The organism is Bradyrhizobium sp. USDA 326 (genome assembly GCF_049739485.1).
Taxonomy (GTDB): Bacteria; Pseudomonadota; Alphaproteobacteria; order Rhizobiales; family Xanthobacteraceae; genus Bradyrhizobium.
This window is the reverse complement of the sequence record NZ_JBMGQA010000001.1, coordinates 7,127,914-7,145,215: the sequence shown is the minus strand read 5'-3', so window position 1 is coordinate 7,145,215 and position 17,302 is coordinate 7,127,914. Positions and strand designations below refer to the sequence as shown.

18 protein-coding genes and 1 tRNA gene are annotated in these 17,302 nt (G+C 60.3%); 12 read left to right on the top strand and 7 right to left on the bottom strand.

All coding sequences use genetic code 11. From position 1 onward, the window contains the following. The first annotated feature begins 120 nt into the window (after window positions 1-120). Window positions 121-1,668 carry a peroxidase family protein gene (locus ABIG06_RS33785; RefSeq protein WP_370140146.1) on the top strand — a complete coding sequence of 516 codons (1,548 nt, stop codon included), beginning with the start codon at window positions 121-123 and terminating at the stop codon, window positions 1,666-1,668. Window positions 1,669-1,717: 49 nt separating this feature from the next. Here ABIG06_RS33785 and ABIG06_RS33780 read toward each other — a convergent pair whose 3' ends face one another. Then, window positions 1,718-2,719, bottom strand: coding sequence for a Bug family tripartite tricarboxylate transporter substrate binding protein (locus tag ABIG06_RS33780; protein ID WP_124157999.1), 1,002 nt, complete (start codon window positions 2,717-2,719; stop codon window positions 1,718-1,720). 217 nt (window positions 2,720-2,936) lie between these two features. Further along, a complete protein-coding gene (locus ABIG06_RS33775) occupies window positions 2,937-3,422 on the bottom strand; it encodes an outer membrane protein assembly factor BamE (RefSeq protein WP_370140145.1) in 486 nt (161 codons plus the stop codon). A 98-nt stretch (window positions 3,423-3,520) separates the two neighbouring features. On the opposite strand from ABIG06_RS33775, the gene ABIG06_RS33770 reads away from it, so the two are divergent. The 10 genes from ABIG06_RS33770 to ABIG06_RS33725 all read left to right on the top strand — a co-directional run bounded on the left by ABIG06_RS33770 (window position 3,521) and on the right by ABIG06_RS33725 (window position 10,557). Next, the gene (locus ABIG06_RS33770) at window positions 3,521-4,084 is read left to right on the top strand and encodes a ubiquinol-cytochrome C chaperone family protein (RefSeq protein WP_124158001.1); all 564 of its coding nucleotides are present in this window, start codon (window positions 3,521-3,523) and stop codon (window positions 4,082-4,084) included. Beyond that, window positions 4,081-4,650, top strand: coding sequence for a YceD family protein (locus tag ABIG06_RS33765; RefSeq protein WP_124158002.1), 570 nt, complete (start codon window positions 4,081-4,083; stop codon window positions 4,648-4,650). The genes ABIG06_RS33770 and ABIG06_RS33765 overlap by 4 nt, the downstream gene beginning before the upstream one ends. Window positions 4,651-4,950: 300 nt before the next feature. Then, window positions 4,951-6,012 (top strand): phosphate acyltransferase PlsX, encoded by a 1,062-nt coding sequence (plsX, locus tag ABIG06_RS33760; RefSeq protein ID WP_124158003.1) that lies wholly within the window; start codon window positions 4,951-4,953, stop codon window positions 6,010-6,012. After that, window positions 6,009-6,989, top strand: coding sequence for a beta-ketoacyl-ACP synthase III (locus ABIG06_RS33755; RefSeq protein ID WP_124158004.1), 981 nt, complete (start codon window positions 6,009-6,011; stop codon window positions 6,987-6,989). The genes plsX and ABIG06_RS33755 overlap by 4 nt, the downstream gene beginning before the upstream one ends. Before the next feature lie 133 nt (window positions 6,990-7,122). Next, window positions 7,123-7,467 carry an integration host factor subunit alpha gene (locus ABIG06_RS33750; RefSeq protein WP_028136003.1) on the top strand — a complete coding sequence of 115 codons (345 nt, stop codon included), beginning with the start codon at window positions 7,123-7,125 and terminating at the stop codon, window positions 7,465-7,467. Between the two features lie 23 nt (window positions 7,468-7,490). Continuing rightward, window positions 7,491-8,069, top strand: coding sequence for a MerR family transcriptional regulator (locus ABIG06_RS33745; RefSeq protein ID WP_124158005.1), 579 nt, complete (start codon window positions 7,491-7,493; stop codon window positions 8,067-8,069). Between the two features lie 93 nt (window positions 8,070-8,162). Continuing rightward, window positions 8,163-8,240 (top strand) — tRNA-Pro (locus tag ABIG06_RS33740). 75 nt (window positions 8,241-8,315) lie between these two features. Beyond that, window positions 8,316-9,248, top strand: coding sequence for a HipA domain-containing protein (locus ABIG06_RS33735; protein ID WP_424578536.1), 933 nt, complete (start codon window positions 8,316-8,318; stop codon window positions 9,246-9,248). Continuing rightward, window positions 9,214-10,014 (top strand): hypothetical protein, encoded by an 801-nt coding sequence (locus tag ABIG06_RS33730; RefSeq protein ID WP_424578535.1) that lies wholly within the window; start codon window positions 9,214-9,216, stop codon window positions 10,012-10,014. The genes ABIG06_RS33735 and ABIG06_RS33730 overlap by 35 nt, the downstream gene beginning before the upstream one ends. 381 nt (window positions 10,015-10,395) lie before the next feature. Then, window positions 10,396-10,557, top strand: coding sequence for a hypothetical protein (locus tag ABIG06_RS33725; RefSeq protein ID WP_424578534.1), 162 nt, complete (start codon window positions 10,396-10,398; stop codon window positions 10,555-10,557). Between the two features lie 557 nt (window positions 10,558-11,114). Here ABIG06_RS33725 and ABIG06_RS33720 read toward each other — a convergent pair. Beyond that, window positions 11,115-11,408 carry a hypothetical protein gene (locus tag ABIG06_RS33720; RefSeq protein ID WP_424578533.1) on the bottom strand — a complete coding sequence of 98 codons (294 nt, stop codon included), beginning with the start codon at window positions 11,406-11,408 and terminating at the stop codon, window positions 11,115-11,117. Between the two features lie 219 nt (window positions 11,409-11,627). On the opposite strand from ABIG06_RS33720, the gene ABIG06_RS33715 reads away from it, so the two are divergent. Then, window positions 11,628-12,449 (top strand): TIGR02391 family protein, encoded by an 822-nt coding sequence (locus ABIG06_RS33715; protein ID WP_424578532.1) that lies wholly within the window; start codon window positions 11,628-11,630, stop codon window positions 12,447-12,449. Window positions 12,450-13,064: 615 nt separating this feature from the next. Here the strand turns inward: ABIG06_RS33715 and ABIG06_RS33710 are convergent. The 4 genes from ABIG06_RS33710 to ABIG06_RS33695 all read right to left on the bottom strand — a co-directional run bounded on the left by ABIG06_RS33710 (window position 13,065) and on the right by ABIG06_RS33695 (window position 17,066). Continuing rightward, window positions 13,065-13,463 carry a hypothetical protein gene (locus ABIG06_RS33710; protein WP_424578531.1) on the bottom strand — a complete coding sequence of 133 codons (399 nt, stop codon included), beginning with the start codon at window positions 13,461-13,463 and terminating at the stop codon, window positions 13,065-13,067. Window positions 13,464-13,936: 473 nt separating this feature from the next. Beyond that, window positions 13,937-16,342 carry a bifunctional DNA primase/polymerase gene (locus ABIG06_RS33705; RefSeq protein ID WP_424578530.1) on the bottom strand — a complete coding sequence of 802 codons (2,406 nt, stop codon included), beginning with the start codon at window positions 16,340-16,342 and terminating at the stop codon, window positions 13,937-13,939. Then, window positions 16,339-16,683, bottom strand: a complete 345-nt coding sequence (locus ABIG06_RS33700; protein WP_424578529.1) for a hypothetical protein — start codon at window positions 16,681-16,683, stop codon at window positions 16,339-16,341. Before ABIG06_RS33700 ends, ABIG06_RS33705 begins: the two co-directional genes overlap by 4 nt. 146 nt (window positions 16,684-16,829) lie before the next feature. Next, on the bottom strand, window positions 16,830-17,066 hold the full coding sequence (locus ABIG06_RS33695; protein ID WP_424578528.1) for a hypothetical protein: 237 nt from the start codon (window positions 17,064-17,066) through the stop codon (window positions 16,830-16,832). Window positions 17,067-17,302: the final 236 nt, after the last annotated feature.

The window sequence follows — 17,302 nt, the reverse complement described above, 5'->3', positions numbered from 1 at the left end:
TGGTTCACGATATCGTTCCTTCGCAGCTGCATTGTCGCAGCGGAACTGTGAGATCAATTACAAAGTGTCTTCCCTCGGAGGGCTACCCTGCAGGTGCTGTCTCACCCACTGGAGGGAAGAATGACGCAAGCTGTAAACCTGAATCCACGACACGGGAAAGCCGGACGCCAGCCGACCAGGGCCGGTCTGAAACCGCCCAGCGCCAATGCAGACCCCGGCTTGTTCGGCAGGATGTTCGACTTGCCGGCCTTTACGGCGCCGGAGGCTGCGCTGCAGGCGCTTGCCGCCGCGATGAAGGACGCCGCTCCGGACGATGTGACCGGTGACAACTCCAACATTCCGTCGGGCTTCACCTATCTCGGCCAATTCGTCGATCATGACATTACGCTTGATCTCACTTCGCTTGCCGAGAAGCAGGAGGATCCCAACGCGACCACAAACTTCCGCACGCCGAGGCTCGATCTGGACAGCATCTACGGTCTGGGACCGGATGGCAGCCCTCAACTCTACGCGCGCGACTCCAACAATGTCACACAGCCCGGGCCGAGATTCCTGCTCGGCAAGACAGAGCCCACGCCGCGCGCGGCCGGCGTCTTTCCGAATGATCTGACGCGGAATTCGGAAGGGCGAGCCCTGATCGGCGACCATCGCAATGACGAGAATCTGCTGGTCGCGCAGACGCACCTTGCGTTTCTGAAATTCCACAACAAGGTCGTCGACATGCTCGCGGCCGGCCCCAACGCGCCGGCGCCCGAGAAGCTCTTCTCTGAAGCACGAAAGCTGGTGACTTGGCACTATCAATGGATGGTGCTGCACGATTTCGTCGAGCGCTTAACGGAGAAGGGCATCGTCGCCAAGATTCTGCACGAGGGCCGGAAGTTCTATCGATTCCAGAAGGTGCCCTATATGCCGGTCGAGTTCTCGGCGGCAGCTTACCGGCTGGGACACAGCATGGTTCGCGAGACCTACAGCCACAACCATGTGTTCACGCCCGGCGGCTTTGCTGCGGCGAGCCTCAATCTCGAGTTCTTCTTCTCCGGGCTCTCCGGTCGCATCCTGGGCGAAATTGCCGGCACTACTCCCAATGCGCCCAATTCCCCACCCAACGTCAGCACCTTGCCCACGGACTGGATCATCGACTGGAGCCGCTTCTACGAATTCGATCCGGCGATCGCGCCGACGCCAAACTTCCTGTTCAATCATTCGCGCAAGATCGATCCGTTCCTGATTCCGAAATTGCACGATCTTCCAGGCGGCGGCGGTAGCCTGCCGCTCCGCAACCTGCAGCGCGGAGTCAATCTCGGATTGCCGTCTGGTCAAGACGTGGCTCGTGCGATGGGGATACCAGTGCTCAAGCCGGCGGAGATCGCAACCGGCACTGACGGCGCGGCTGCGGCCGCGCATGGCTTCGATCGAAAGACGCCGCTCTGGTACTACATCCTCAAAGAGGCCCAGGTGAAGAGCGGCGGTCTTCGGCTCGGTCCGGTCGGCGCGCGTATCGTGGCCGAGGTGTTCATCGGCATCGTCGCCGGCGATAACCAATCCTATCTCAGCCAGCGGAGCTGGAAGCCGACGCTGCCGGCGAAGACTCCGGGCACGTTCCTGATGAGCGATCTCTTACGCTTCGTCGGAGATATCAGTCCGATCGACGGGGTCACGACCGGATAGCAGTTGCTCAAGTCCCGGATGCCGCAGGCGGCATCCGGGACATGAGATACTACTGCACGTCCATCTGCAGCCCTTCCTTCTGGATGATGCCGGCGAACTTCTTCGTCTCGGCCTCCACGAAGGCGGCAAATTGCTGCGGGGTGCCGTAGTCGGCGCGAGCGCCCATGGCGGCGATCTGCTTCTTGATGTCCTCGCGCTCCAGCATCGCCTTGACCTGGAGATTGAGCGCGTTGAGCACCTCGGGTGAGACGCCCTTCGGCAGGAACACCGAGAACCAGGACGATATGTCGAAATTGGCCAGCTCCGGCGCGCTCTCCCGCATCGTCGGAAGGTTCGGCGCGAGGTCGCTGCGCTCGGTCGTGGTGACGCACAGACCGTTGAGCGTGCCGTTCTGCACCTGAGGCAGGCTCGGATAGAGGTTGTCGAACAGGATCTGGATGTCGCCGGCTAGGGCCGCCTGAAGCGCGGGTCCGGCGCCGCGGAACGGGATGTGCGTCATCTTCAGGCCGGTGAGCTGGAGAAACCAGGCGCCGGTGAGGTGAGGGCTCTGGCCGACGCCCGAGGAAGCGTAGCTGAGCTTGTCCGGATTGGCCTTGAGATAGGCGATCAGCTCGGGGATCGACTTGATGCCGGTCTTCGGATGCGCCGAGACGATGTTCGGGATCCGGATCATGTTCGAGACCGGCTGAAGCTGGTCGGGCTTGTAGGTGAGATTCTTGAAGATGCTGTAGGCGATCGCGTTCGGACCGGGATTGCCGACCAGGATGGTGTGGCCATCCGGCTTGGCGCGAACCACCTCGGCAGTCCCGATGGTGCCGCCGCCGCCCGAGCGGTTTTCCACGACCGCCGACTGGCCCCAGGCGGTTTGCAGATGCGCCGCAAGGAGTCGGCCCATCACGTCGGTCGAGCCGCCGGCCGCAGCCGGCACGACGAGGCGAACGTTTTCGGTGGGCTTCCAGTCGGCGAGGCTCGATCGCGGCAGTATGGCTGCGGCTGAAAGGCCGGCAGCGCCGGTGAGCACGCGACGGCGGGACAACAAAGGCTTAGGCACGAATCCACTCCCTGCTTCTTACTTTGCAGGGACCGTAGGGAACAGCTCGTGCGACCGCAAGTCGCGTGCGACGACAAGTGCTGCGCGCAGAGCGGCACGACGACGCAGCTTCGCGCCATTTACCTTCCCGCGGAATTGGAAGGGTCCAGGATTCGTGCTGGACGCGTTTTCCCTTACGCGAGCCGTTATCGACTCCGCGCGAAAGCCCTCTTAAGCCTCAGTTGAAGCTGAGCAGCTTGAATAGCGGCGTGAGGTAGCTCATCTCCTGGCCCGACGTCGGCGTCGTACGGCTGATGAAGTCGAAGATCTTGCCGTCCTGTAGACCGTAATTCGCAAGCCGGCGCACGCGCCGGTTCTTGTCGAAATAGATCGCGATGACGCGCTGGTCGACCACCTTCTGGTTCATGAAAGCGACCAGGCGCTCCGAGCGTTGCGAGATGTAATAGAACACCTCGCCGTCGAGGGTCGCGACCGTGGAGGGGGTGCCCATCACGATCAGCACCTGGTCCTGGCTTGCGCCGATCGGAATCTGCTCGAGCGCGCCGGGCGGCAGGATGTAACCCTTCTGGAACTGCTCGCCCGTGCAGCCCGCAAGTGCCGCGCCGACGACGGTCGCGGCAGCGAGCATGCGCAAGCCGCGCCAGCATGCGTGAAGGCCTCGCCGCTGGTTCGCGCGCAGGCTGGTCTTGTTCGTTGTCGTCATAGCGGAACTGATTCCGTCCCCTTGCGTCGCGCGAGGCGCTGAAGTACCGGGCGGAGGCTCTGAATGCAACACGCGCGCGCCCGCTTGCGGAAACCACAATGCTTTGGCCGTTCAATCACTTCAGGAAACCCCGATCAACCCCGCCGGGCACCATTGAAGCCATCTATGGCATGATCGTGACGCAGGCGCGAGAACCCATATTTTACCGTGACTTGGGCGTGCCCGATACGGTTAACGGGCGTTTCGACCTGTTGCTGCTGCATCTCTGGCTGCTGCTGCGCCGCCTGCGCACGGTCCAAGGCGGCACTGGAGGCGCCACGGAGCTGTCCCAGGCGCTGTTCGACCGCTTCTGCGAGGACATGGACGACAATCTGCGCGAAATGGGGGTTGGCGACCAGACCGTGCCGAAGCGGATGCGGGCCTTCGGCGAGGCGTTCTACGGCCGCGTCCAGGCCTATGATCAGGCCATGGAAGGCGGCGGCGAGGCGCTGGCATCGGCGATCTGCAAGAATATCTTGAATGGGACCGGCTTTGGCCAGGCGCAGCAGCTCGCGGCCTATGCCCGGGCCAGTGAGGCCGAGCTCGGCCGGGCCGACGAGGCCGCGCTGCTGCGCGCCTCCTTCAAGTTTCCTCCAGCACTCCCTGAGGATGTCACGCCATGAGCCGACCGAATGCCGGATCCGAGCCCGATCCCTGGCGGGCGCCAGTCATCGTTGCGCAGATCCCCGACGCAGGCCTGCATCGCGAGCTCGAGGCCTCGGCGGCCGAGCGGAAGGCCATGGCGGAGCTCGCGGGCGTGCGGGAGATCCTGTCCGCGCATGCCAGCTTCGATGTCGTGCCGAAAAGCGGTGGCCGGGTCCAGGTCACGGGGCTTGTCCGCGGCCGGATCGGCCAGACCTGCGTCGTCACGCTGGATCCGATCGAGAGCGAGATCGAGGAGGAGGTCGACCTGATGTTCGCCCCCGAGGCCGAGGCACGGCGCCTGGCCGATCTGATCGAGGAGGGACAGGACGATGAAGGGCCGCCTGCGGTCGCCGACCCTCCCGAGCCGATCGCCGGTGGCATCATCGACCTCGGCCGGCTCGCCACCGACGCGCTGTTCCTGGCGATCGATCCCTATCCGCGCAAGGAGGGGGCCGTGTTCGAGGCGGAGGTCGCCGCCCCCGATCCCGAGGACCATCCCTTCGCGGCACTGAAGGCGCTTCAGGACAGGAAGAAGGGCCAATAGGCGGGCATTGTCCGCTTGTGGCCGTCTTGCGAGGGGACGCGAGGCATTTTCCTTGATGGTTTGAAAGAAGCGTTTATCCTCCTGATTTCAATGCCGTTCCTGCTACATCCGGGGCTCGTGGCCGCATCGCGCCAAATACAAAAGGCTGGGGGCAAGAGGTTGTTTCGGGGTGACAAAACGCTATTGTCGCGCCCCGGCCCGGGTACAGCGTGGCGCTCGGCCGATCGCCATGTCCGTGGCGAATTCATTTTGCGGCCCCGCTGATCCAAGACCGCACCAGACCAGGTTTCCAGGACTTCTATGCCAAGCAAGGTTCGCATCGCGCTGGACGCCATGGGAGGCGATGTCGGCCCCGCCGTGGTCATTCCGGGCGCCGCGATCTCGCTTGGCAGGCATCGCGATACCGAGTTCCTGCTGGTTGGCGACCGCGCAAGGATCGAGCCCGAACTCGGCAAGCACCCGAAGCTCAAAGCCGCCTCCAGGATCGTCCATACCGACGTTGCTGTCAGCATGGAGGACAAGCCCAGCCAGGCACTTCGGCGCGGCCGCAAGACCTCCTCGATGTGGCTCGCGATCGATGCGGTCAAGAAGGGCGAGGCGGACGTCGCAATCTCCGCCGGCAATACCGGCGCGCTGATGGCGATGGCGCGCTTCCACCTGCGGACGCTGCCGGGCATCGACCGCCCCGCCATCTCCGCGATATGGCCCACCATGCGCGGCGAATCCGTCGTGCTCGACCTCGGGGCCACCCTCGGCGGCGATGCCCACCATTTGGTGTCGATGGCGGTGATGGGCGCAGCCAAGGCGAGCGTGCTGTTCAACAAGAAGCGGCCGACGGTCGGACTGCTCAACATCGGCGCCGAAGAGATCAAGGGCCACGAGGAGATCCGCGAAGCCAGCGAGATCCTGCGGGCGAGGAACCTGCCGGAGCTCGATTATATCGGCTTCGTCGAGGGCGACGGCATCGGCAAGGGGCTGGCCGACGTCATCGTGACCGAGGGCTTCAGCGGCAACATCGCGCTCAAGGCCGCCGAGGGAACCGCCCGCCAGATGGCGGAATTGCTCCGTAACGAGATGCAGCGGAGCTGGCTCTCCAAGCTCGGCTATGTCTTCGCCCGCAGCGCCTTCCAGGCCCTGCGCGACAAGATGGACCCCAACAAGTCCAATGGCGGCGTGCTGCTGGGACTGAGGGGGGTGGTGGTCAAAAGCCATGGCGGAACCAACGCCGAAGGCTTTGCCTATGCGATCGATGTTGGCTATGAGATGGCTCACTACGATCTCCTGAACAAGATCAATCAGATGCTCAACCGCGAGGGTGGTGCACTCAGTTTCGTGCAGCCCGCGCCGGAGGATGTTTCGTGACTCAAATTCGTTCGGTCGTGCTCGGCTGCGGCTCATATCTGCCGGAGCAGGTGGTGACCAACGCCCAATTGGCGGCCCGTATCGACACCTCCGACGAGTGGATCGTTCAGCGCACGGGCATTCGCGAGCGGCACATCGCGGCCGAGGGCGAGTTCACCTCGCACCTGGCAATCAAGGCGGCGCAGGCCGCACTCAGCGATGCCGGCATGGACGCGCAGTCGATCGACCTGATCGTGCTGGCGACCTCGACCCCGGACAACACCTTCCCCGCGACGGCTGTCGCCGTGCAGCACGGGCTCGGCATCAACCATGGCGCTGCCTTCGACCTCCAGGCGGTATGCTCGGGCTTCGTGTTCGCGCTTGCCACCGCCGACAATTTCCTGCGCACCGGTGCCTTCAAGCGCGCGCTGGTGATCGGCGCCGAGACCTTCTCGCGCATCCTCGACTGGAACGACCGCGGCACCTGCGTGCTGTTCGGCGACGGCGCCGGCGCCGTGGTGCTGGAGGCGCAGGAGCAGCCCGGCAATGCCGCGACCGACCGCGGCATCGTGACCACGCATCTGCGATCCGACGGCCGCCACAAGGCAAAGCTGTTCGTCGACGGCGGACCGTCCTCGACCCAGACCGTCGGCCATCTCCGGATGGAAGGCCGCGAGGTCTTCAAGCATGCGGTCGGCATGATCACCGACGTCATCGTCGATGCCTTCACGGCGACCGGGCTCAATGCCGACAGCATCGACTGGTTCGTGCCGCACCAGGCCAACAAGCGAATCATCGACGCCTCTGCCCACAAGCTGCACATCGCGCCGGAGAAGGTGGTGCTGACGGTGGACCGCCACGGCAACACCTCCGCGGCCTCGATCCCGCTGGCGCTGTCCGAGGCGCGCAAGGACGGCCGCATCAAGAAGGGTGACCTCGTTCTCCTGGAGGCGATGGGCGGCGGCTTCACCTGGGGCTCCGCGCTGGTGCGCTGGTAAGCCACAGTCGATAAAATTTTGCCGGAATCAGTGCCGATTATCGATGCGTCCGCATTGATGAGCGCTGTTGACCGCCGTCTCGTAACCTCATAATTTCAGACAACAATTGTTCGCCGTGATGTGGGGCAGGGCGATGACCGATCAAAGTAAAACCGTAACGCGTGTCGATCTCTGCGAAGCCGTCTACCAGAAGGTAGGGCTGTCGCGCACGGAATCGTCCGCTTTCGTGGAACTCGTGCTGAAGGAGATCACCGACTGCCTCGAAAAGGGCGAGACGGTGAAATTGTCCTCGTTCGGGTCCTTCATGGTGCGCAAGAAGGGTCAGCGCATCGGCCGTAATCCGAAGACCGGTACCGAGGTGCCGATCTCGCCGCGCCGGGTCATGGTGTTCAAGCCGTCGGCGATCCTGAAGCAGCGGATCAACGGCCAGCACCGCGCCAATGGCGACGCCACCAGCAAGGCTCAACAAGAGGCGTAACCCTTCCGCAAAGGATTTGGCATTTGGACAAGGCGCCGGATGCGTTCCGAACCATCAGCGAAGTAGCGCAGGAACTCGACATTCCGCAGCACGTGCTGCGGTTCTGGGAGACCCGGTTCTCCCAGATCAAGCCGATGAAGCGCAGCGGCGGCCGCCGCTATTACCGCCCCGACGACGTCGACCTGCTCAAGGGCATCCGCCGGCTGCTCTACGGGGAGGGCTACACCATCCGCGGGGTGCAGCGGATCCTGAAGGAGCACGGCGTCAAATCGGTGCAGGGCCTCGCCGACAGCGCGGCCGCGGTCTCGTTCGGCGCCATCGAGGACGCCATCGGCGCGAGCCTGATGGAGCCCGAGGACGAGGCGCCCATCAAGGGCGCCACCGACACCGACGATGACGACTTCCAAGGGGACGAAGAGGAAGGCATCGACTTCCGCTTCAGCGAGATCGACGACGAGGAGATCCTCACCACCTTCCGCAAGGGCGGCGCCGCTGCTGCGCCCGCCGGCCCCAGCGCGCTGGACCGGGAGCGCCTCGGCCGGGCGCTCGCCGACCTCGTCGCCTGCCGTGAGATGCTGGATCAGGCGCTGAAGGACGGGTAGGGGCGGTGGGTTCCGGGCGCATTGAGCGGCTACACCAAAATGCTGCGGCCTCGCCTTGCGCAAAGCGGCGATCCTAGCTAATGGAACGACGTTCGGAGCGTGGCGCAGCCCGGTTAGCGCACTAGTCTGGGAGACTAGGGGTCGGAGGTTCAAATCCTCTCGCTCCGACCAATACTTAGCCGGATTTCAGGGCGTCCGGATTTCAGGCAGGGTAACGGTTAGGGTAACGGGAGCGTCCAGGCTCGAATGTCGTTTTACCCGATCTATGACACGACCGGTTCGACAACCGATCGACCGGAAGCGTTGGGTACTAAGGAGAAGTTTTGGCTCCTCCCTCACCCAGACACAGGACTGACGATCGCCGGTTACCTTTTCAAAATCGGTCGTCCGAACACCGGAGAAAATTGGGCTGAGAAGTTTTGCTGCGAAATACTTCGGTATGCCGACATCCCATGTGCCAGTTACGAATTCGCGACTTTCGGCGCTCACACCGGAGTGGTCTCGCGACAATTTGTGCCAGTGAACGGACGCTTTATTCCTGCGAACATGATGCTTGAAGCGGCAGTTGTCGGTTATGATGGTCAACTGAGGTTTCGGCAGCGTCGTTATCAGATCACGACGTGCTTAAATCTGATCCGAAGTCGATTGATTTCGCCGCCGCTTTGGACGCCGCAGAAGTTCGCCGAACTTACGGCCGCCGACATGTTCATCGGCTATCTCGTTTTCGATGTTCTGGTGAGCAATACAGATCGCCACCATGAAAACTGGGGGGTGGTCGTCGACTATTCCGATCAGTACAATCCGACTTACAGTTTGGCTCCCACATTCGATCACGCATCGTCCTTGGGGCGAAACGAATCGGATGCGGCGCGGAAGCGTCGCTTAAACACGCGGGATGCGCGAGACACTGTAGAGGCGTATGCTGCACGCGCACGGTCGGCGTTCTACGGTCACCCGTCTCATGACCAGGTGCTGCGGCAAACTGAAGTTCTAGAGGCCCTGATTCGAGTGGCGCCTCAGGCGACCAGACATTGGGCAACGATTCTTTCGTCAATTCCCTCGAAAGTATTTGAGGACATTTTCGCAAGAATCGACCCTAGACTTATCACCGGTGAAGCGATCGAATTCGCTCTGAGGATGCTCAATGCCAATGCCGCTACAATCAGGCGGGCTACGTAGGGTTTACGTCGCTTGGCAGGAACCTGCCACTCGTCAATGGCATACGATCGCCCGGCTCACCCGTGTGGGGGGCGAGTATGAATTCAGCTTCACGCGTGGCGCGGAAAAGGTCGCGAAAGTAGTGCAGGGCTTGTTCAATTCCAGGTTGACCGAGCACTATGTTTCTACTGAACTCATTTCTCTTTTTAAAAACAAAATTCCTCCTAGAAGTCGCTCGGATTTCCACAAGCTGGCCCATTGGCTTAATCTTCGCGGCGATGAATCCGAGTTTGACATGCTTGGTAAGTTCGGTCTTATCCCAGGTTCCGACGGACTACTTGTGTACTCCGAGCCGCTCATTTCGGATGCGCACTATTCTGTCGAGTTCTTTGTTCACGGAATCCGTCATGTGCACGGAGGCTTAGAAGATCGCCATTTGCATGGTGATGTTCTTAAGTGGTGCGAGTCTGTGAGCGAAGGCGATCAATTGCTCCCGATGTTGGACGTTCAGAATCAATTCGACGGCAATTGTATCGCGCTCCGTGCCGATGAGGGTACGATCGTAATCGGCTACGTTCCGCGCTTCTATGCACCTGATATGAAAATCATTCTAAGCGATCCGGTGCTCGCTTCTACAGCAAGCTTCAAAGTTCTCAGGAATAATTTCGACGCTCCTTTACAGTTCAGGCTGCTATGCAGGTTTGAGTCTGCGGTAAAGCCCGGTTTCAATCCATTCGATGATTCGGATCACGAGGCTGAGACGGCGCTCGTTCCGCTGTCGATTTGATGGCGCTTTTGCCTAAATCCGCAACTCACTGACACTCGTCTCCGGCCCCTGCGTCGCTATCCATAGCGTGATGGCGACCGAGAGAACCAAGTCGTCGTGAGCGCCGACGCGCGCCGCGTAGGTCGTGCGTGGGTTGCTTGAATTGCGATACCTAAAACTGGACCGCTCGGCGCGTCTAGCAGGTTGTGCAGCCCTAAGCAGAAGCTTCGCAGACCTGAAGGCATCGCAAAGTTCATTCGGTCGCGCCTTAAACCCTGGCCGGCGATCGCGATGATCAAATGTCGGCCAATCCATCGGTGCACGTTGCGACCAGCGCGACATCTCAGTGGCGGCCAGAGGCCTGCTGGTATGCGGTGCGCAAGAAGACGGACAATTGGCAGAGTGACCGCAAGCAAACCACCGTCTGGCAGCTTCCGCACCGGGCGCAGCGACACCACCCAGGCCGCCCAAAAGCCGGTCGAGTGCATGCGCCGGCCGATCCTGCACTATACGCTGCAGGGCGAGGCGGTCTATGTTCCCTTCCTGGGCAGCGTGACACCATGATCACGGCCGGACTGACGGGCTGTAGCTGTTATGGGATCGAGAGCCGCGGAAGCGGAGTAGGGCGGCGCACCGGCGGAGTGGGCGCGCGCCCGGCGAATATACCCGGGGACAGATTGGGAGCTCTCTCGGATGAAACTCACGTCGATCGCCAAGAACGTGTTCGCGCGCACCGCGCCAAACTCGCACTATCCGGAGTTCGTCTCGGTCAACGAGCATGTCGATGGCACGTTCAGCTTCAATGTGAGGAGCCCGAGGGAGAGCGCCTCATGCGGGCCAGTTGCGCCTCGGTCTGGCGCTCACTAAGGCGACGACGTGATCAGTGGCTGGTCGTCAGCTTGCGCAGCCACCGCCCCAGACAAGCGATCCAACGATGCGTGACATCACGCAGTTCGTGTCCGCCGTCAAGATGCGGTCGCCGTCCAGCGGCAAGCTCGGTCAATTCAACTTCAAGCTCGTGGCGCGTCCTAGTCGCCGATCTCCCGCTTCCTGCAACTGCGTGACCGTTTCCTCGGCACCCGCCAGTCACGCGGGCTTCTGATAAGCGGCCTTAGCTGACCTCAGAGTTGGACTGACAGCCAATCGCAGACAGGCTTCCGGCTCAACTGCCAGACTGTTCCGCAGTTGTTGCACATGAAGACGACGACGTCAGTCGTCCTAGCCTTAAAGATATCGTAACCCGGAAATGGATAGCCGGTTAGCGCCATTCGAGCCTCCAGCCCGGCCCCATTGATATTCTCTTCGTTGACAAGCGCGAAACTGGATTGCCCGCAGCCGCTGCACTTGGCATGCGGCGTCTTGGCCTGCATGAATCGAACAATCTCAGACTGTGGGATCGGCTTTGTTTCATACATCGAGCTGTCCTCCTGAGCCTCCATCGATAGACGATTCGCGTGTTGCTCAAAGTTGCGGAGCAAGGGCTCCACACTTATTTTGACCCAAGGAAATGCATAAGAAATGCATGGTTCCGATCGCGCCCTGGTCGACCTGATGGCTTCGTTGCGGGCCCATCTCGACGCGACGTCGCTCTAGAAAAGTAAAAGTTGTAGACCTTGGGAACTTGGAGGCCGAAGATGGAATCGATGCGCGTATCGGAGCTGCTTGCAGCTCTTGACGACTTCCGAATTAAACTCGTTGAGCACAGAGAGCTTTGGGGGGAATCGCTCGGTAGTCCAATTCCCGATTATCCGGTAAGGAATCGCGATGCGCTTGAGGCGCAGTCGCAGTGGCTTACTCGTCGTCTCGGCGCATTGCGGCCATATATTGAAAGATTTGACTCTGCCTGGATAATGAGCCGAGCCGGCGTGCAGTGGGATGCGCTTGATGCTGCGGCTGGCCTAACGGCGGTCGCTCCGATGAAGGGCCCTTCACTCGGTGCTGTAGTTGAGAAGCTGAACACAATTGCTGGCAGGCTCGAAGCGCTCGACCCAAGCGATAGTATATCAGCCGACCATAGAATTCCACTGCGGTCTGGTCTGGGCCCTGACCGTCTAATGCTAGCATATCTAAATCACCTGCATCCATACATCGCTGCTGGATGCTCTAAGCTCTTCGCCGACGAGCACTATGCACAAGCCGTCGAAGAATCCGCAAAGGCTGTCTTTCAGTATCTGCGCGAAGCCACCGGATTGAAGATTGACGGCGCATCGCTCGCGCAGACAGCTTTCAGCGTCAATAGGCCAATGCTCTCGTTCAGCGACCTGTCCGACGAAACCAAGCGAAATGAGCAAATCGGCTTTATGGAAATGTTGGCTGCCTTCGCGAAGGGGGTCAGAAATCCACTGGCCCATAGTCATGGCAAGCCCGAAGAGCAGCAGAACGCCTTTGAGTATCTCTGTTTGGCCTCGCTTTTTTGTAGGCGGATTGACGTGGCTAAGCCGAAGCTTAGACCATGATCTCGACGGTGGCCTTATCCCATTGAGAGAAACCTTTGGCGCCATTTTCGAGCGGCCCGGCAGCCGAGCGTGTAGTTGCAGTCCGTTAATGGCTCTTATCGGATTCCGGAATATCAAGCGGGCCCGAAAGTAGGATAGAAGCCGTCGCTTGTAGCTTCCTCTTCGGTCTTGCCGCCGCCGCCGCCAAACATTGTTCGAACCCAGCTCAACTAGAGGTAGCGGCATTCGTACGAGTAGTAGCTACTCCCTTCTTGAACAGTCCGTTCCTTGAAGCGAGCCTCCGATCCGATGAGAGGCCGAAAAAGGCCCATCCCACGGGTGGGATTTTCATCGTTCGCCCTCCAACGCGCACCAAGCGCTGACGTTCTCCGCGCCGCACTCAGCCATACCAAGGCCACTGTCAGACAGGTAAGGGAGGTCCGCATTCCAAGCAGATGCAGCTCGGCGGCGGCCCGGACTCATCGGGGTCCAAGTCCACCTTGCCGGCAGGTGGAGAGCGGTCCGGTCCCACGGCGGAAAGTTGTGTTGGCTGAAGTAGTTGCCGACCGAGCCTCGAATGTAAATTAGCTCAGTCGCGGCGTCCGCCGGCCAACGGGCGCCGTCAGGCCATCAACCTCAAGACCTCAATCCGCTAGGCAGACCGACAGGGCAGGGCGGTACCATCGACGCCGGCTTTGCGTTGGCGGTTGGGCGAATGACTACCTGATCCTCCACCTTCGACTGTTCTTCACCCGGAGCCTGCGGGTCAACGATCGTACGCACGACTGTGATCATCTTCGGCGTCAGGCTCTCCACAGCGTTCATCCTGCGCTCCAGCCCTAGGGCCGTCAAAAGGCGCAGCTGGAGCTTGATCAGTGCGGTGTACGCCATTACGTCGTAGTCGCCACCCGATAGCCAGGTGGCTTCCAGATGCTCGACCATGGCACCCGTGACCGCGGCGCGCATCACAAGGGCGCGCTGGCCTGCAGAGAGGCGATCGGCGCCGCCTAGGTCGCTTTCCAGGTCGGCGATCAACGCGCGCGCAGCTTTGGCCGCAAGCGTGCGGCCATCGAGATCGCCTAGTGTTAGGAGGCGTACCTTCCCGTTAGTCAACGGAAGAGGGGAGGCTATCGGTCGAGGATCTGCTGGCATTTCAATCACACTGCGTTTGATACCCTAATATTTACCCCTGCGCGCCCAACGATCGGTAAAGCGCGAAATGTGATGCAAATACAGTAACGCAGCATAACGGAGCGCTAGTCAGCGGAACTAGAGTGCCGATCTTCGTTGATTTCCGCGCCGCGTCCGAATTTTTTTCCGCGGCTGCAAACGAATGTATTTGCGCTCACCATCGTCGCCGCCACTTGGGCGGGCTGGGCACTATGGGCACGGTTTCTCTTGTGCTCATTATTCTTACCTGTTCTCCCATTTTCTCTCTGTCTACACATTAGTGAACTCAACATCTGACAACATGAAAAACCGTGCCCACCTCGCCCGACGTGCCCGGGCTAGTGCCTCGATGGTATCGGCGGCACCGATGGTGATGCTGTCGCGCTGAGGGAGCGTGCCGCGGCCAAGCGACCGTCCTCACTGAGTTCCTGCCGCGCGTAGATTGTCGTTTTGCCTCCGGGAACGCGCCATCGGCCTCCGCTCTCCCGTGCGTCAGGATTGGCGATGGCGACATAGCCGCATTCGGCAAGGCGCTTGGGAACTGCCCGGCGAAGCTTCGCGTCCTCGAAGAGCATCCTAAGCTGGCTGTCGCCCGGCGTTTTTGCTTTGACCATCTGCAGCGTCAGTGCATCGGGCTTGCCTAGACTTTCAATGACGTCCGCGAGATCGCCGCTTTCCGGGGCCACGCCGGCGGCAACCACCATATGCCATGCGGCTGTTTTCGGGGGCGGAGCCTTGGCGTTGAAAGCAGCGAGATCGAGGTTCGCCAGGTAGTAAGCAACGGCCTCGTTTCCACCGTTATCGAACCATGCGTTGATGTCGTCCCAATATGCCGGCGCGAAATCATCCTGCGTCTTTGTCGAGACACAAACAAAATGTCGGCGATCATCGGGGGCGAGGTACAGCGCGTCGAGATGGTTCGACGTCATGATCACGCCGCAAACGTTCACTGCTGCGTACTGCGGAACGTGCTTCGTGTTGATCCGGTGCGCCTCTGGCGGATTGGTAATCACGTCTTTGGTCGCGTCGTAAAAGCCGTACCGAGACTCTCCGCCTAAATCGTGAATCTCGTTAATTCGGAGGATGACCGATTGGAGATAGTCGTTCCATTCCGAGTTGAAGAATGTCTTCGCAGTGATCTGCTTGAAATTGTGCGTGCCGATAGCCGAGATCGCAGGTTTGAGGATCGTGTCCTTGCCGATGCCCTGTGAGCCTATGAATACGAGGGCATGGTTCACTTTGTCGCCGGGGCGCTGTACTCGGTGCGCCAGCCACATGACGATGTGCTCGGATTCACTAGGATAAATGAATCTGATGTGATTCAGCCATTTCGAAACGTCGCCTTCGATGTGCTCGACGTGGGGCGGAACATACCGATTGAACGTTTTGTCGCCAGAACTGCGGATCCAGCCGTCGTTGGTTAATACCCTCCCATCAATGATTTTGGGCTCGCCGGGAGCCCAACCCATCGATTTTACAAAACGATGTTGCGACAACCAGGTTGTCGCCAGCGTGCCCGGTCCCTCCGTTTTCATGACATCTTTGACGCGGCCGATGTGCTTGTCGACGCTTCCCGGATTGAATAATTCTCCGGTGCGTTCGTAGATCATCTTCCCGGAGGGTAGATGCGCCCAATAGTCGTTGAGCGCGTGCGCCTGATCAATCGGAAGCTCTGGATGATCCGGCAGCGGCCCTAGCATCGCCGCTTGGTACTGCTCGCGTTCGCGTCGGTACTGTTCGAGGATTTCCGCGGGGATCTGAACCGGAAGTGGAACAGGGCAAACCGGAGGCTGCGGGCATCCGATCACACTTCCGAAGATCCATGTTATGTCGCGTTTCAGCAGAGCCTGCAGCGTTTCAAGGTTCTCGCCCTCGGTCTTGAAGTCCGCGGGATTCCACCAACGACGCGTGATCATGTCGTGTTTGTCCTCCCAGGTCATTGCGAGGAATGCTTTCAAGCCGTCTTCCCCGGGGAAGCTCAATTTGATCCGCTTGCCGATCGAAATCCAATCATCGTTGCTCAGGGTTTCGAGACCGCTGTCCCAGCGCTCCAACTTCTTACCAATCCACCAACAGAGTTGATCATAGCGAATGCCATCGTGAGACACGCCCCCAACTGCATCGGGCACTGGACCGGTAACGGTGGCCGCCTCAGGCCGTTTAAGGAGAGCGAACAGCGGCGCTGTCTTTTCGCTATAAGGGATCGGCGGCGGCGGATTGGTGGCAAGAAGATACGGACGTCCGCCGAACGCCGAGCCAGGAGCAACGTTGTAAGCGCGATTGCGGACAGAGATGCGCTCCCGATCTGGCTCGCCAGGCGCCAAGCGGCGGAAGTGAGAAACCTTAACGGACTCGTGTCCACGATGTTTGTGTGGATCGAAGTCGACGGGACAGCGGAAAGCAAAATGCCACCCGCCGTTCGGCGAATGACCGTAAGGCGTGGGAACGTCTATGCCGATCTCACCGCACCAGCGCGTGAAGTGTAGCCAGGCCTCGTCGCGATCGCCATGGGCGTCGACATCGATGAGAACAAGACCCGACAGGCAAGCTGAAATGCCCAACTGATGGCCTTGCGTGCGCCAGGCGTGCCAGTCGGTCGTGGCCGTGGTGGCGTCATAGAAGCCGTTTTCGCAAGCTGGCGTCTTGGTGTCGGCGCGGAGTGGAAAGAGCGCAAGGCTATTCCGCTCTGCGTAGTCGAGGAATGAGCCGACAGACGAGGGGACTTCGAAGTCGACATTGCTCACGCGAACACCGCACTTTCACGACGCTTAATCTCTTCGAGGAGTTCGGGAATCTGGTCGATGAGAGCTTCGATGCGTGCGCGTGTCTGTCGGTTGCGGCGCGGAGGGTTGGCGTCACTGTAAAACCAACGCTGACCTGAGAAGATAACTCGCGTCTTCCTGTCGACTGGAGTTACGGTGGGGGCGCCGATATGGAGCGAACCCGCGCCGTTCTGCGATCCGTCGAAAACCGGGTGCTCTGGATATTCCAGCCGAACGATCGGCTCATAACGACGATTGAAGAAGACAACGGAATTTCGACTCTCGTACAGGCCGTACGGCCATTCGTCGAACTCTCTAGGCATCTTCCGGGTACTCCTTCACTTTAAAGAAGCCCAACCCGCAGACGCGCTTGAAAATTGCCGGAAATGTGCTAGAGACAACGCTGCCAAGCAGTTATCTACGACATTCCCGGCCTGCGCTCGTCCTACGAGCCGGGCCGATTTTGTTTCTATGCAGAAGCCAAACGCTCGAATACTTTCAGCTGAATTTGCGTGTGGCGAGTAACCCACCCGCGATCTTCGTTGAAAGCCTCGTCTTCGCCGAATGAGAGATATATTCCTTCTTTCTTATCAGCGCGCTCAAGGACGAACATTGCCGATCGATTGTGGTTGCTGAATTGGAGGGTCAACCAGATGCGATCGCCGGCAGCCCATGCCTTGAAGCGGCCGCTCTCCAGGTCATGCAAGACTGCGTCCAGCACTTGTCCTAAGTCGTGAAGTGGTCTTATCGAAAGTCCACACATGAACTCGAAGACACCGCGTACGCCATCCTCCGTGTTCTCGCTCAAGCGGTGCGTGCGTCGAGCGGCGCCTACGGGGAGGGATCGGATCTCGCGTACGCTATCGGCGAGAGAAATACCTCGTGGGTGCGATAAGGCAGTGGAGAGAAGCCCATTGATCTTGCAAGTTGTGGACAGCTCAA

Bases quoted from the DNA above. Each gene is read 5' to 3' on its own strand.
- ABIG06_RS33785 (WP_370140146.1), top strand. From the start codon at position 121: ATGACGCAAGCTGTAAACCTGAATCCACGACACGGGAAAGCCGGACGC.
- ABIG06_RS33775 (WP_370140145.1), bottom strand. From the start codon at position 3,422: ATGACGACAACGAACAAGACCAGCCTGCGCGCGAACCAGCGGCGAGGC.
- ABIG06_RS33770 (WP_124158001.1), top strand. From the start codon at position 3,521: ATGCTTTGGCCGTTCAATCACTTCAGGAAACCCCGATCAACCCCGCCG.
- ABIG06_RS33765 (WP_124158002.1), top strand. From the start codon at position 4,081: ATGAGCCGACCGAATGCCGGATCCGAGCCCGATCCCTGGCGGGCGCCA.
- plsX (WP_124158003.1), top strand. From the start codon at position 4,951: ATGCCAAGCAAGGTTCGCATCGCGCTGGACGCCATGGGAGGCGATGTC.
- ABIG06_RS33750 (WP_028136003.1), top strand. From the start codon at position 7,123: ATGACCGATCAAAGTAAAACCGTAACGCGTGTCGATCTCTGCGAAGCC.
- ABIG06_RS33735 (WP_424578536.1), top strand. From the start codon at position 8,316: ATGTCGTTTTACCCGATCTATGACACGACCGGTTCGACAACCGATCGA.
- ABIG06_RS33730 (WP_424578535.1), top strand. From the start codon at position 9,214: ATGCCAATGCCGCTACAATCAGGCGGGCTACGTAGGGTTTACGTCGCT.
- ABIG06_RS33720 (WP_424578533.1), bottom strand. From the start codon at position 11,408: ATGTATGAAACAAAGCCGATCCCACAGTCTGAGATTGTTCGATTCATG.
- ABIG06_RS33715 (WP_424578532.1), top strand. From the start codon at position 11,628: ATGGAATCGATGCGCGTATCGGAGCTGCTTGCAGCTCTTGACGACTTC.
- ABIG06_RS33700 (WP_424578529.1), bottom strand. From the start codon at position 16,683: ATGCCTAGAGAGTTCGACGAATGGCCGTACGGCCTGTACGAGAGTCGA.